This window comes from Streptomyces sp. NPDC058646 (assembly GCF_042716875.1).
GTDB lineage: Bacteria > Actinomycetota > Actinomycetes > Streptomycetales > Streptomycetaceae > Streptomyces.
In genome coordinates this window covers 291,140-304,706 of the sequence record NZ_JBHXRK010000003.1, presented here as the reverse complement: position 1 = coordinate 304,706, position 13,567 = coordinate 291,140, and the positions used below count along the sequence as shown (strand labels likewise).

Below are 13,567 nucleotides of genomic sequence, written 5' to 3'. Positions count from 1 at the left end.
CCCGGGCGGGCAGGTGCGGCGCCGGGCGCCGCGCCTCGATCGGCGGCGGGGTCTACAGGTGGCTGAGGGAGGCTGCTGCGAAGAGGACGTCGCGGATGGCTTCGCGGTCGCCGTGCTGGCCTACGGCGGCTTCCTCCGGGGAGATGTGTCCGGCGGCCAGCTGGCAGAACTCCAGGCCGTCCAGGGCGATCTCGGCGACCGTCCGCTCCGGCGACGGCTTCGCCGCCGGGGAGTCCAGGGCGATGTCCCAGCCTCCGCCACCCGCGCCCTCGATCTCCAGGTGCAGGGTCCGGCCGGGGGCGCCCGCCGCGACCAGGCCGCGCGCCGGGGCCGCCAGACCCGAGCGGCGGCGCTGGGCCAGGGCGCTCGGCAGGAGCCGGGCCGCCAGGTCGATCATCCCGTGCAGGTGGGGGCCGGACGGGGGCTCGTACGGGTAGTCCACCGCCTCCGCGATGTCCCAGGCGTGCACCCAGCACTCGAAGGCACGCTCCAGGAACGCGTCGCCGAGCGGCAGCGCGAAGTTCCCGTAGTCCACGGCGAGCTCCGCGACGCCCCGGCCGGCGAAGGACACCGTCCGCACCAGGGTGTGGCCCTGCTCCCGCCACGGCTCGCGGACCTGCCGGGTGGGCGGGTACGCGGACGCGTTCCAGAAGTGCTCCGTCCGCGCGGCCGGACCGGTGGACGGCGCGTCCGGGCCCAGCGGGTCGTCCAGGCCGAGCGCGGTCGCGACCAGCCCGTCCACCGTCAGCAGGTGCCCGATCACCCCCGCCACCGTGGTCCGCTGCGACTGGCGCCGCTCCTCCTCGAACCACTTCAGGCGGACCGGGGTGTGCCACTCCGAGTCCCCGAAGTCCTGGAGCAGCGCGTCGAGCCGTGCGGTCTCGGTGTCGTACGGGTTCGCCCAGGCGGGCACCGGGATGCGGGCCGGACGCTTGCCCAGGCAGTCCTCCAGCACCCGCGACCGCAGCAGCGGCTTGAGGTCGAGGGTCTCCTCCGGGTGCAGCAGGCCGACCGCGTCGCGCAGCCGCAGCGCCTCCTCCGCGCAGGGCGCGCACTCGGTGAGGTGGTCCTCCACGGCCTGCGTCTCCTCGGGGGAGCACGCGGCCAGCGCCCATGCGCCGAGCAGGGACTTCAGGACGGCGTGCGAGGGCGGCGGCGCGGGTTCCGGTTCCCGGTCCGGGTCCGGCAGGAGCCGCGGGGCGTGCTGCGGGTCCAGGTTGTCGGCGGCCCGGCGCGGGGCCGGTATGCGCGCCGGGCCGCCGGGACGCTCGTATCCGTCGTCGGGCGACTGGGCGGGGCCGTTCATCGGGGCGTTCCAGATTCGCGAGGGCCGTGTCCGGGCCGGGCGGTGTCCTCCTGGGGGAGGGCGTTGGCGGTCGACAGGAGCTGAAGGCCGAGCCGCAGCCGGCGGCGCGCCTCGTCCTCGCTGATCTGCAGGTCGGCGGCGGCCTGCCGGTAGTCGCGCCGCTTGAAGTAGGCGAGTTCGAGGGCGGCGCGCAGCGGGGCGGGCATGGACGTGACGATGTAGTCCGCCCGGGCGGCGGCGTTGGCGCTGCGCACCTTCTGCTCCAGCTCCTCGCGCGATCCCCGGCCCAGTTCGGCCTGGCGCAGCCGGGCGACGGCCTGGCCCTGGGTGATGCGGGCGACCCAGGAGCGCAGGGAGCCCTGCTTGGGGTCGTAGGCGTCCGGGTTCTCCCAGATGTAGCCGAAGACTTCACGGGTGATCCGGTCCGCGGCCTTCTCGTCCCCCAGCACGCGGTGCGCCAGGCTGTGCACGAGCGAGGCGAAGCGGTCGTACAGCTCCCCGAGCGCGGCGGCCTCGCCACGGGCGAGCCGCTGCTGCATGCGGCGGTCCCAGCGCGGTGGTACGTCCTTCGGCATCAGTGCCCCCAGCCGTGTGTCGACTCGTCGAATGTAATGGGCACATGGGGGAACGCGCCCGTTTTGGGAGAAGCTCGTCCAGGAAAGGTGCGCTGCGTGGTAGGAGCGTGGCAGGGCGTGAACGGTGGTGCGGCCGCCGGTACATGGGTACAGGTGTGCGCGCCCCGTCGCGCTCCCCGTGCGCGGGTTCGATGCGGCCACCTCCTTGACCGCTTCGCTTAACGCGCAGGCCACGAAGGCCGTACGCTCCTGCCTTGTCTTGAACTGAACCCACCGCACATGTGAAGGCGGAACGCCGAATATGGACAGCGCAGAATACGAGCGCAAGATCGCCGCCCGATTCGCCACCTTCGACCAGGACGGGTCCGGCTATATCGACCGGGAGGACTTCAGCACGGCCGCGAAGGCGGTCCTGGCCGAATTCGGGACCGCCGCCCGGTCGGACAAGGGCCAGGCCGTCTTCGCGGGCGCCGAGGCGTTCTGGCAGGGGATGGCCGGGATCGCGGACGTCGACGGGGACCAGCGGGTGTCCCGCGAGGAGTTCATCACCGGGGCGGCGAAGCGGCTCAGGGACAACCCGGACCGGTTCGCGGAGATCGCGCGGCCGTTCCTGCGGGCCGTGATCGCGGTGGCGGACGAGGAGGGCGCCGGCGCGACGCCGCCGGCGACCGCGCGGGTGCTGCGGGTCCTGGGCACGGCGCCCGAGCTGGCCAACCGGGTGGCGGCGGCGCTGGACACCGACGGCGACGGCCGGATCTCGGAGGAGGAGATCCTGGCGGCCTTCGCGGGCTACTGCGGGGTGGAGGCCCCCGACGCGTAGCGCGTCCGCCCGCGGCGCGCTGCTGAGAGGAGCGTGGCCCGGCGGCCCCGCTCCTCTCCGGCCTGACCGGAAGGACCCCGTACGGGCGGCCGTGCCCCCCTTCCCCGACGGCGGCTAGGAGCGGTCGGCGTAGCGGTCGCGCAGCTGGTACTTCAGGACCTTGCGCAGGGCCTCGTTGCGGGGGAGCGACTCCAGGAGCTCCAGTTGCTCCGGGAGCTTGTGGGTGGCCAGGCCCTGGGCGCGGAGGTGTGCGGTCACCTGGGGCAGGGTCAGGGGGGCCGCTCCCGGGGGCTGTTCGACGACGGCGCAGACGCGCTCGCCGCGGTCCGTGTCGGGGAGGCCGATGACGGCCACGTCGGCGATGCCCGGGAGCTGGTGGAGGAGGTCCTCGATCTCCTTCGCGGAGATGTTCTCGCCCTTGCGGATGATGACGTCCTTGCTGCGTCCGGTGAGGACCAGGTACCCGTTCCGCGTCAGGTGGCCGAGGTCGCCGGTGATCAGGTAGCCGTCGGCGTCGAAGACCTCGGTGGACGGCTCCCGGTTCAGGTAGCCCCGGCAGACGGCCTCGCCCCGCAGCCGGACCTCCCCGTCGGTGTCCGGGGGCAGGGGGGTGCCGTCGGGGGCGGTGATCCGGATGGACATGCCGGCCGGCGGGCGTCCCTCGGTGGTCGCCAGGTGTTCCGCGGTGTCGTCCGGGGCGCCCATGGTGATCATCGGGACCTCGGTCATGCCGTAGCCGTGGGTCAGCTGGCACCCCAGCTCGCGGACGACCGCGTGGTAGATCTCCGGCGGTTTGGGGGCGCCGCCGCCCGCGAGCAGCCGCAGCGTGGGGATGATCGGGACGCCCGGATCCTTGCGCTGCTCGGCCAGGAACATCGAGTAGAAGGCGGTGGAGCCGCCGGCGACCGTGACCCCGTGGCGGCGGTACCCGTCCAGCGCGTCCGGCATCGCGAACTTCTCGAAGAGGACGGCGGGGAAGCCGTGGAGCAGCAGCATCACGGTGTAGTCGGGCCCCGCTATGTGCGCGAAGGGGAAGGCCATCGAGCCGACGTCGTCCGGGGTGAGCTGCAGGGCGTGGGCCAGGCAGGAGCCGCCCGCGATCAGCGACCGGTCGGTGTGCAGGACGCCCTTGGGGTCGGAGGTCGTGCCGGAGGTCCAGTAGATCCACCGGACGTCCGTGCCGTCGGCCGGGGGCGGCGGGAGGGTCGTGGGGTCGCCCTCGGGCAGGTCCTCGTAGGCCTCGAAGACGCCGCGCGCGCCGAGGCGGGCGGCCATCGCGGTGTGGTCGAATCCGCGCCAGACGCCCGGTACGGCGAAGAACTCCGCCTTGGACTCGCGGAGCGCGAAGCCGACCTCCCGGTCCCGGTAGAAGGGGATGACGGGGGACTGGACGGCGCCGATGCGGGCCAGGGCGGCCGAGAGCAGCACGGTCTCGATGCGGGTGGGGAGCTGCCAGGCGACGACCGTGCCCGGGCGGACGCCCCGGGCGTACAGGCCGGCGGCGACGCGTTCGGCGCGGTCGTGCAGCTCCCCGAAGGTCAGGCGGCGGTCCGCCGCCGGGTCCGCCGAGGGCTTCTCGGAGGCCTCGATGAGGACGGTCGTGCCGGGGGTCAGCGCGGCCCTGCGGGCGATCAGCTCCCACAGGGTCGCGGACCGGCTCAGTTCTGTCGCGGTGTCCGTGTCCGTCATCCCGGACCTCCCCTTGGCCGATGTGCTGACGGATAGTCAGATCAAGCGGAGAGCGTAGGGCGCCGACGCTTGCCGGTCCAGAGGCGGCGGGGCTAGCTTGTTTCTGACGATCCATCAGATAAGAGGAGACGGTCATGGAACTGGAATTGCCTCGGATCATCAGCGTCGACGACCACGTGATCGAACCCGCCCACCTCTTCGACGTCTGGCTGCCCGCCAAATACCGCGACCGCGGTCCCAGGGCCCTGACCGCGGGCATCGGCGAGCTGGAGTACACCGGGGGCAAGTACGTCATCTCCATGGACCCCGACGGCCCGCCGACCGACTGGTGGATCTACGAGGACCTGAAGTTCCCGTACAAGCGCAACATCGCCGCCGTCGGCTTCGACCGCGACGACATGACCCTGGAGGGCATCACCCGCGAGGAGATGCGCCGCGGCTGCTGGGACCCCAAGGCGCGCCTCCTCGACATGGACCTCAACCACGTCGAGGCCTCCCTGTGCTTCCCGACCTTCCCGCGCTTCTGCGGGCAGACCTTCGCCGAGGCCCACGACAAGGAGGTGGCCCTCGCCTGCGTGCGCGCCTACAACGACTGGATGGTCGAGGAGTGGTGCGGCGACAGCGGCGGCCGGCTCATCCCGCTGTGCATCATCCCGCTGTGGGACATCGACCTGGCCGTCGCCGAGATCCGGCGCAACGCGGCCCGCGGGGTCCGCGCGGTCACCTTCTCCGAGATCCCGACCTGCCTCGGACTTCCCTCGATCCACTCCGGCTACTGGGACCCCTTCTTCGCCGTCTGCCAGGAGACCGGCACGGTCGTCAACATGCACATCGGGTCCAGCTCCCAGATGCCCGCCGCCTCCCCCGACGCGCCGCCCGCCGTGCAGGCCTCGCTCAGCTTCAACAACGCCATGGCCTCGATGATGGACTTCCTGTTCAGCGGGGTGCTGGTGAAGTTCCCGACGCTCAAGCTGGCCTACAGCGAAGGCCAGATGGGCTGGATCCCGTACGCCCTGGAGCGCGCCGACGACGTCTGGCAGGAGCACCGCGCCTGGGGCGGCGTCCGCGACCTGATCCCCGAGCCGCCGTCCACGTACTACTACCGGCAGATGTTCTGCTGCTTCTTCCGCGACAAGCACGGGATCGCCTCGCTCGACGTGGTGGGCCGGGACAACGCCACCTTCGAGACGGACTACCCGCACGTGGACTCGACCTTCCCGCACACCAAGGAGGTCGCCCTGGACCACGTCAAGGGCCTCGACGACGAGACGGTCTACAAGCTGATGCGCGGCAACGCCATCCGCATGCTCGGCCTGCCCCTCGACCGGGACCGGGTCCAGGGCCGCTGATGGACCTGACCTACACCGAGGAGGAACAGGACTTCCGGGCCCGGCTGCGGGCCTGGCTCGCCGAGGTGCTGCCCGAGCTGCCCGCCCGGCCCTCCCCGGACGACTGGCCGGGGCGGCGGTCCTACGACCTCGGCTGGCAGCGCCGCCTGTACGACGCCGGGTACGCGGGCCTGCACTGGCCCGTCGACGCGGGCGGGCGGGGGGCCACCCCGACCCAGCACCTGATCTACCTGGAGGAGACCGAGCGCGCGGGGGCCCCGTACGTCGGCGCGAACTTCGTCGGACTCCTGCACGCCGGCCCCACCGTCGCCGCCGAGGGGACGGCGGAGCAGCGGGCGCGCTGGCTGCCGCCGGTCCTGCGGGGCGACGAGGTGTGGTGCCAGGGCTTCAGCGAACCGGACGCGGGCTCCGACCTGGCCTCGCTGCGCACCCGCGCCGTCCGCGACGGCGACGCGTACGTGGTCACCGGATCGAAGATCTGGACCTCGCACGCGGAGGTCGCCGACTGGTGCGAGCTGCTGGTGCGGACCGCACCCGCCGGCCCGGAGGTCCCCAAGCACCGCGGGATCTCCTGGCTGGCCATGCCGATGGACGCGCCCGGGGTGACGGTCCGGCCGCTGCGCACGCTCGCCGGCTCCACCGAGTTCGCGGAGATGTTCCTCGACGAGGTCCGGGTCCCGGTCGCCAACCGGGTCGGGGGGGAGAACGACGGCTGGCGCGTCACCATGGTGACCCTGTCCTTCGAGCGGGGCACCGCCTTCGTCGGCGAGGTCGTCGCCTGCCGCCGCACCCTGGGCGGACTCGCCCGCCGGGCGAAGGCGAACGGACGCTGGGACGACCCGGTCCTGCGGCGCCGGCTCGGGCGGCTGTACGGGGAGTTCGGCGCGCTGTGGCGCCTGACGCAGTGGAACGTGAGCGAGTCGCAGGGTTGCGGCGGGGTCCCCGGCATCGGCGGCTCCGTCTTCAAGCTGGCGTACTCCCACGCCCGGCAGGAGCTGTACGAAGCGGCGGCGGAGGTCCTGGGGGCCGCCTCCCTCTCGCTGGAGGAGGAGTGGGCGCTGGACCGCCTCTCCTCGCTCTCCTACACCATCGCGGCAGGCACCTCGCAGATCCAGCGGAACATCGTCGCCGAGCGGATCCTCGGCCTCCCGAAGGGCCGGTGAGGGCCATGCACTTCCAGCTGACCGAGGAGCAGCGGGATCTGCGGGCGGGCGTACGGGACCTGCTGGCGGGCCGGTACGGGCGCGAGGCCCTGCGGGGGGCGGTGGACGGCGGGCCCGTCGTCGACCGGGCGCTGTGGCGCGAGCTGGGCGAGGCGGGCTTCTTCTCGCTCCGGCTGCCCGAGGCCGCCGGGGGCGTCGGGCTCGGCCTGCCGGAGGCCGTGCTCGTCTTCGAGGAGGCCGGGCGGGCCCTGCTGCCGGGGCCGCTGGTCGCCACGCACCTGGCCGCCGGGGCGGTGCCGGGGGCCGCGGAGGGGACGGCCGTGGTGACGGCCTTCGACCTCGGGGGCCCGCTGGTGGCGTACCTCGGGGAGGCGGACGCCGTCCTGGGGGCCGGCGCGGTCCCGCGCGGGGAGCCGGTGCGCTCCGCGGACCCGCTGACACCGCTGCACCGGGTGGCCCCGTACGGGGACTGCGCGGCGCACCGCGACACCGGGGCGCTGCTGACGGCCGCTCTCCAGCTCGGCAGCGCGCTGCGCACGGTCGAGCTGGCGGTGCGGTACGCGTCGGGGCGGGAGCAGTTCGGGCAGCCGATCGGAGCCTTCCAGGCGGTCAAGCACCTGTGCGCGGAGATGCTGGTCCGCGCGGAGGTGGCCCGTACCGCGGTCTACGCGGCGGCGGTGACGGGCGACGCGGGCGAGGCGGCCGGGGCGAAGCTGCTGGCGGACGGGGCGGCGGTGCGCAACGCCCGGGACTGCCTCCAGGTGCACGGCGGCATGGGCTTCACCTGGGAGGCCGATGTGCACCTGCACCTCAAAAGGGCCTGGGTGCGGGCCGAGCAGTGGCGGACCGGGGCGGAGGCGGAGGAGCTGCTGGCGCAGGAGCTGCTCGGGGAGGTGGAGGGGGCGGCGCGGGGGTAGCGGGGGCGTAGGGGCCGGCCGGGCCGGCGCCGTAGCGCGCTGTGACGGGAGCGCACAGGAGGGTACGGGAGGGACGGACCGGGACGCACGTCCGATTACAGAGAGTTGATATCGGTTCGTGTCCTTCCCCCGCCGCATTACGGACCGGAGGCGGGGGCCTGCTCCGGTACGCTCCCACGAATGCGAGCGGTTGAGCGGCGCAGGCGTCGCACAGTATGCACCACGCCCAGTCCTTCGCGCGGGAATATGCCCGAAGCGCTTGTTGCCGTGACTGTATGTCAACCATGCTGCTCCGCAAGGGGATCACACTGGGTGATCCCATCCTGTCGCGAGGCGAAGTGTCCGCCGGTTCGGATGGTGTGAGCGGTGCAGGTGCTTCAGGTTCAGCTGGAGGTAGGACCCGACCCCGCCGAGGTCGGCCGTGCCCGCCGGTGGGCACGGTCCCGGCTGGCGGGTTCCGGGATAGGGGACGACGAACCGCTCGCCGAGACGCTGATCCTGCTGATCTCCGAGCTGGTCACGAACGCCGTCGTGCACACGGGCTGTCCGGCCGTCCTGCGGATGCTCTTCGGTGAGCCGGGCGTCCGGGTCGAGGTCGCCGACACGAGCGACCGGGCGCCGGCCCGCCGCCAGGCCGCCGGGGACGACACGGGCGGCCGGGGCCTGGAGCTGGTGGACGGCCTCGCGGACCGCTGGGGCTGGCAGCGCGAGGGCGCGGGCAAACGGATCTGGTGCGAGGTCGACCGAGCGGAGAAGACGGCGGGCGACTGCGCCTCGGACGGCCCGTCGCGGATTCACACCCCCGGGCGGGAACCGCGCGTGTACCTCTAACGAGGTGTTGACGATCCGTCACGTAGTGATCACCCTGGTGTGGAGCGATTCGACGCGAGGGGACGCCAAGGGCCTGCCTTGACGAGTGCGGGTCGCGGGGTGGCGGCTGCGGTGCCGCGCTCGGGGCGTGCACCCGCGCCGCCGCCACCCGCATGTTCTTCGGCGAGGGGCCGCCATGGGGCGCGGAGCGGCTGCGGGCCCTTCGGTGCGGGGCCCGGTGGGGAGGTCGGCGTCGGCGGGGTTACGCCTTGCCGGTGCAGATCACGTCGTAGGGGCGGCCCACGGACATGGTCAGCTGCATGGGTTCGAGGGTGCCGGCCGGGCACTCGGCCTCCGTCTTGACCAGGCCGAGGACCTTGGCCGAGCCGCCCGTGGCGCAGGGGACTTCCTGGGCCTGGTCGGTGACGCAGTCGCCCTGCACCAGCTGACCGCCGCCGGCGCCCGCGTCGCCGGGGTGCTCGTCCGAGAGGTTGCCCAGCCACTGGGAGACGCCGTAGATGGCGCCCGCGACCAGGGCGACGGTCAGGAAGCCGGCCAGGCCCCGTCCCCGTCCGTTTCCGCCCCGCCCGCGGCCCGTCGCCGGTCCCGCGGACGGGTCAGAGCAGGGCCACCGGCGCCACCGGGGTGCCCACCGCGCCTACGAAGGGCTCCGGCATGGCGGAGAGCAGGAAGGAGTAGCGGCGCTCTTCTGCACAGGCTGTGGACAACTTCTCGAGATTCCAGTTCTGGCCCTGGTGCATGCCCATCTCGACCAGGTCGAGCGCGTGCACCGGCAGCCACAGGTTCTCGATCTCCGGCGGGAAGATCTCGAAGGTGAGGGTGTCGTTGGCGACCGCCGCGACGTCCCGGGCGTGGAACCACTGGGGGGTGCGCACGGACAGGCCGGGGGACGGGAAGCCGTAACCGTGCTTGTCACCCGCGAGGTAGACCTGGACCTGCCCCGTGCGGACCAGGACGATGTCGCCGGGCCCGACCGTCACCCCGCCGAACTCCTCGGCCTCGGCGAGGTCTTCCGGGGTCACCGCGTGGCCGCCCGCCAGCCGGTCCAGGCCCTTGGCGCGGGCCACGTCGAGCAGCACCCCGCGCGAGACGATGTGGCCGGCCTTGTCGATGCCGCTGTACTCGGCCCGGGCGTGCGCGGTGATCGAGGAGGCCGGGCGGCCGTTGTAGATCCGCCCCGAGTGCGAGACGTGGGTGAGCGCGTCCCAGTGGGTGCCCGACTGGAGGCCCATGGTCACCGCGTCGTCGCTGCAGGCCACCGTGCCCGGCCCGAAGAGCTCCTGGTTGATCTGCACCATCGTGTGCAGCGGGTTGATCCGCCCGGGGATCAGGCCCGCCTGTACGCCGTCCTCCTTCAGGGGCAGGGCGAGGGGGATCCGGCGGCCGGTCCGGACCTCGCGCGCGGCTGCCCGTACGACCTCGTCGGTGATCAGGTTCAGGGTGCCGATCTCGTCGTCGGCGCCCCAGCGCCCCCAGTTGTTGACGCGCTTGGCGATGTCGTGGAACTCCTCGGGCAGGGCCATGGCTCCATCAGCTCCTCGGGAAGGGGGGCGCAACTAGGGCTTGTGCAGGCGTATCTGACTGGCCATAGAATCTAACGGTCCGTCAGAAAACGCGGGAAGGGGCCGGACGTGGGGAACTTCTTGGCAGGCAAGGTCGTCGCCGTCACCGGCGCCGGCCGGGGCATCGGGCGGGCCGTGGCACTCGCCGCGGCCGCCGAGGGTGCCAAGGTCGTCGTCAACGACTACGGCGTCGGGATCGAGGGCGCGCAGCCCACCAGCGAGATCGCCGAGGCCGTGACGAAGGAGATCACCGCCGCGGGCGGGGAGGCCGTTGCCGTCGCGGACGACATCTCCACCATGGCGGGCGGCCAGCGCATCGTCGACACCGCCCTCGCCCGGTACGGGCGCATCGACGGGGTCGTGTGCGTGGCCGGCATCCTGCGCGAGCGGATGCTGTTCAACATGTCCGAGGAGGAGTGGGACCCCGTCGTCGCCACGCACCTCAAGGGCACCTTCACCGTTTTCCGCGCCGCCTCCGCCGTCATGCGGCGGCAGGGGAGCGGCACGCTGATCGGCTTCACCAGCGGCAACCACCAGGGCTCGGTCGCCCAGGCCAACTACAGCGCGGCCAAGGGCGGGATCATCTCCCTCGTCCGGTCCGCCGCGCTCGGGCTCGCCAAGTACGGGGTCACGGCCAACGCCGTGGCACCGGTCGCCCGCACCCGCATGTCCGCGAACGTGCCCATGGAGCTCAAGGAGATCGGCGAACCCGAGGACGTCGCGGCGCTGGTGACCTACCTGCTCAGCGACAAGGCCGTGGCCGTCGGCGGCGAGAAGATCACCGGCCAGGTCTACACGATCGCCGGGCCGAAGATCGCCGTCTGGGCCCAGCCGCGCGAGCTGCGCGCCGGGTACGCCGAGGGCTCCTGGACGCCCGAGAAGATCGCCGACTTCCTGCCCGGCACGGTCGGCACCGACCCGATGCCGATGCTGGCGCAGCTGGAGGCCATCGCCAAGGCGGCCGCGGCCAAGGACCGCCCCAACGCGTGAGGAGGCCCGGTGGACTTCAGCTTCGGCGCCGAGGACGAGGAGCTGCGCGGCCGGGCCCGTACCTGGCTCACGGAGCACCTCGCGGGCCCGTACGCACAGGCGGCCGGCCTCGGCGGGCCGGGCAGCGAGCACGAAGGGGTGACCGCGCGGCGCGCCTGGGAGCGTGAGCTGGGCCGCGGCGGCTGGATCGGCCAGGGCTGGGAGGTCCCGGCCGGGGCGTACGGGCAGCAGCGGCTGTCCCTGACCGGGCAGGTGGTGTGGGCCGAGGAGTACGCGGCGCTGCGCGCGCCCGGCCGGGTCGGCCACATCGGCGAGAACCTCCTCGCGCCGACGCTGATCGCGTACGGCAGCCGGGAGCAGCAGGAGCGCTTCCTGCCCGGCATCGCGCGGGGCGAGGAGCTGTGGTGCCAGGGCTACAGCGAACCGGGCGCCGGCTCCGACCTCGCGGGCATCCGGACCTCGGCCGTACGGGACCCGGCCGACGGGCTGTACCGGGTCACCGGGCAGAAGGTGTGGACCTCGCTGGCCCAGGACGCCGACTGGTGCTTCGTCCTGGCCCGCACCGAGCCGGGGTCCCGGCGCCACCGGGGCCTGTCCTTCCTCCTCGTACCGATGGACCAGCCGAGCCGGATCGAGGTCCGGCCGATCCGGCAGATGTCGGGCACCTCGGAGTTCAACGAGGTCTTCTTCGACGGGGCGGTGGCCGCGGAGGCGGTCGGCGGCGAGGGGGAGGGGTGGACCGTGGCCATGGGGCTGCTCGCCCTGGAGCGGGGGGTCTCGACGCTGGTCCAGCAGATCGGGTTCGCGGCCGAACTGGACAGGGTCCTGGCCGCATACGCCGGCTCCGCGCGGGCCGGGGACCCGGCGCTGCGGGAGCGCCTCGTACGGCAGTGGGCGGAGCTGCGCACGATGCGGTGGAACGCCCTGCGCACGCTGGGCGCCGAGGGCGGGCCGGGAGCACCGAGCGTGGCCAAGCTGCTGTGGGGCGGCTGGCACCGGCGGCTCGGCGAGCTGGCGGTGGAGGTCCGCGGGGCGGCGGCGACGGCCGGACCGGCGTCCTGGGCCCCGGACCTCCCGTACGAGCGCGGACTCGACGGGGCGCAGCGCCTGTTCCTGTTCACCCGTGCCGACACCATCTACGGCGGCTCGGACGAGATCCAGCGCAACATCATCGCCGAGCGCGTGCTCGGCCTGCCCAAGGAGTCCAGGTGAGAGGCGTCGTGTTCGACGGCAAGCAGGCCCAGGTGGTCGACGACCTGGAGATCCGCGATCCCGGGCCGGGGGAGGTGCTGGTGGCCGTCCGGGCGGCCGGGCTGTGCCACAGCGACCTGTCCGTGATCGACGGGACGATTCCCTTCCCGCCGCCGGTCGTGCTCGGGCACGAGGGCGCGGGGGTGGTCGAGGCGGTCGGGGCGGGTGTCACGCACGTGGCGCCCGGGGACCACGTGTCCCTGTCCACCCTCGCCAACTGCGGGGCGTGCGCCGACTGCGACCGGGGCCGGCCGACGATGTGCCGCAAGGCGATCGGGATGCCGGCGCAGCCCTTTTCGCGCGGCGGGAAGCCGCTCTTCCAGTTCGCCTCCAACTCCGCCTTCGCGGAGCGCACGGTCGTCAAGGCCGTGCAGGCGGTGAAGATCCCCGAGGACATCCCCTTCACCTCGGCGGCGCTGATCGGCTGCGGGGTCCTGACGGGCGTGGGCGCGGTCCTGAACCGGGCGAAGGTCGACCGCGGCGAGTCGGTGGTCGTCATCGGCACCGGCGGGATCGGGCTGAACGTGCTCCAGGGGGCCCGGATCGCGGGCGCCACGACCGTCGTGGCGGTCGACGCGAACCCGGCGAAGGAGGCGGTGGCCCGGCGGTTCGGCGCCACGCACTTCATCGACGCCTCCGCCGTCGCGGACTCCTCGGGGGCCGTCCGCGAGATCCTGCCGGCGGGCGCCGACCACGCCTTCGAGTGCGTGGGCAGCGTCAAGCTGATCCGGCAGGCGATCGACCTGCTGGACCGGCACGGGCAGGCGGTCCTGCTCGGCGTGCCCGGCTTCAGGGAGGAGGCCTCCTTCCTCGTCTCGTCCCTGTACCTGGACAAGACGATCATGGGCTGCCGGTACGGGTCCTCGCGCCCGCAGCGCGACATCGCCCTGTACGCGGAGCTGTACCGGCAGGGCAGGCTGCTGCTGGACGAACTGGTCACGGAGGTCTACCCGGTGGAGGACTTCGCCAAGGCGGCCGACGACGCCCACCACGGGCGGGTGGCCCGGGGGGTACTGACCTTCTGACCACCGGGACGACCCGAGGGTCCCGCGGAAGCGGGGCCCTTCGTCACCACGGGGCGGAACCTTCGGGTGACCGGGCCGGGTGCGGCCCG

At 73.3% G+C, this 13,567-nt stretch carries 12 protein-coding genes and 1 pseudogene; 8 read left to right on the top strand and 5 right to left on the bottom strand.

All coding sequences use genetic code 11. The annotated features are described in order from the left end of the window. Positions 1-52: 52 nt before the first annotated feature. Positions 53-1,306: a maleylpyruvate isomerase N-terminal domain-containing protein gene (locus tag ACFWUZ_RS06435; protein WP_384367982.1), complete on the bottom strand. Its 1,254-nt coding sequence runs from the start codon at positions 1,304-1,306 to the stop codon at positions 53-55. Continuing rightward, positions 1,303-1,881: a sigma-70 family RNA polymerase sigma factor gene (locus ACFWUZ_RS06430; protein ID WP_384367979.1), complete on the bottom strand. Its 579-nt coding sequence runs from the start codon at positions 1,879-1,881 to the stop codon at positions 1,303-1,305. The genes ACFWUZ_RS06435 and ACFWUZ_RS06430 overlap by 4 nt, the downstream gene beginning before the upstream one ends. Before the next feature lie 301 nt (positions 1,882-2,182). Between ACFWUZ_RS06430 and ACFWUZ_RS06425 the strand changes: the two genes are divergently transcribed. Then, positions 2,183-2,701, top strand: a complete 519-nt coding sequence (locus ACFWUZ_RS06425) for an EF-hand domain-containing protein (RefSeq protein WP_384367976.1) — start codon at positions 2,183-2,185, stop codon at positions 2,699-2,701. A 114-nt stretch (positions 2,702-2,815) separates the two neighbouring features. On the opposite strand, the gene ACFWUZ_RS06420 is transcribed toward ACFWUZ_RS06425, so the two are convergent. Next, entirely contained in the window at positions 2,816-4,390 is a 1,575-nt protein-coding gene (locus ACFWUZ_RS06420) for a class I adenylate-forming enzyme family protein (protein ID WP_384367973.1), read from the bottom strand. Between the two features lie 134 nt (positions 4,391-4,524). On the opposite strand from ACFWUZ_RS06420, the gene ACFWUZ_RS06415 reads away from it, so the two are divergent. From ACFWUZ_RS06415 to ACFWUZ_RS06400, 4 genes are all read left to right on the top strand, one after another. Beyond that, positions 4,525-5,739 (top strand): amidohydrolase family protein, encoded by a 1,215-nt coding sequence (locus ACFWUZ_RS06415; RefSeq protein WP_384367969.1) that lies wholly within the window; start codon positions 4,525-4,527, stop codon positions 5,737-5,739. Continuing rightward, entirely contained in the window at positions 5,739-6,902 is a 1,164-nt protein-coding gene (locus ACFWUZ_RS06410; RefSeq protein ID WP_384367966.1) for an acyl-CoA dehydrogenase family protein, read from the top strand. The genes ACFWUZ_RS06415 and ACFWUZ_RS06410 overlap by 1 nt, the downstream gene beginning before the upstream one ends. A 5-nt stretch (positions 6,903-6,907) precedes the next feature. Continuing rightward, positions 6,908-7,819, top strand: coding sequence for an acyl-CoA dehydrogenase family protein (locus tag ACFWUZ_RS06405; protein WP_384367963.1), 912 nt, complete (start codon positions 6,908-6,910; stop codon positions 7,817-7,819). Positions 7,820-8,185: 366 nt separating this feature from the next. Continuing rightward, positions 8,186-8,650, top strand: coding sequence for an ATP-binding protein (locus tag ACFWUZ_RS06400; protein WP_384367960.1), 465 nt, complete (start codon positions 8,186-8,188; stop codon positions 8,648-8,650). Positions 8,651-8,891: 241 nt separating this feature from the next. Here ACFWUZ_RS06400 and ACFWUZ_RS06395 read toward each other — a convergent pair. Both ACFWUZ_RS06395 and ACFWUZ_RS06390 read right to left on the bottom strand, forming a co-directional pair. Continuing rightward, a pseudogene (locus tag ACFWUZ_RS06395) lies at positions 8,892-9,122 on the bottom strand (hypothetical protein); the annotation flags it as partial. Between the two features lie 124 nt (positions 9,123-9,246). Next, entirely contained in the window at positions 9,247-10,173 is a 927-nt protein-coding gene (locus ACFWUZ_RS06390) for a cyclase family protein (protein ID WP_384367957.1), read from the bottom strand. 108 nt (positions 10,174-10,281) lie between these two features. Here ACFWUZ_RS06390 and ACFWUZ_RS06385 point away from each other — a divergent pair, with 108 nt between their 5' ends. The 3 genes from ACFWUZ_RS06385 to ACFWUZ_RS06375 are packed head-to-tail and all read left to right on the top strand — an operon-like array spanning position 10,282 to position 13,478. Continuing rightward, on the top strand, positions 10,282-11,202 hold the full coding sequence (locus ACFWUZ_RS06385) for an SDR family oxidoreductase (protein ID WP_384367954.1): 921 nt from the start codon (positions 10,282-10,284) through the stop codon (positions 11,200-11,202). A 9-nt stretch (positions 11,203-11,211) separates the two neighbouring features. Next, the gene (locus ACFWUZ_RS06380; RefSeq protein ID WP_384367951.1) at positions 11,212-12,414 is read left to right on the top strand and encodes an acyl-CoA dehydrogenase family protein; all 1,203 of its coding nucleotides are present in this window, start codon (positions 11,212-11,214) and stop codon (positions 12,412-12,414) included. Continuing rightward, on the top strand, positions 12,411-13,478 hold the full coding sequence (locus tag ACFWUZ_RS06375) for a Zn-dependent alcohol dehydrogenase (RefSeq protein WP_384367948.1): 1,068 nt from the start codon (positions 12,411-12,413) through the stop codon (positions 13,476-13,478). Before ACFWUZ_RS06380 ends, ACFWUZ_RS06375 begins: the two co-directional genes overlap by 4 nt. Positions 13,479-13,567 lie beyond the last annotated feature (89 nt).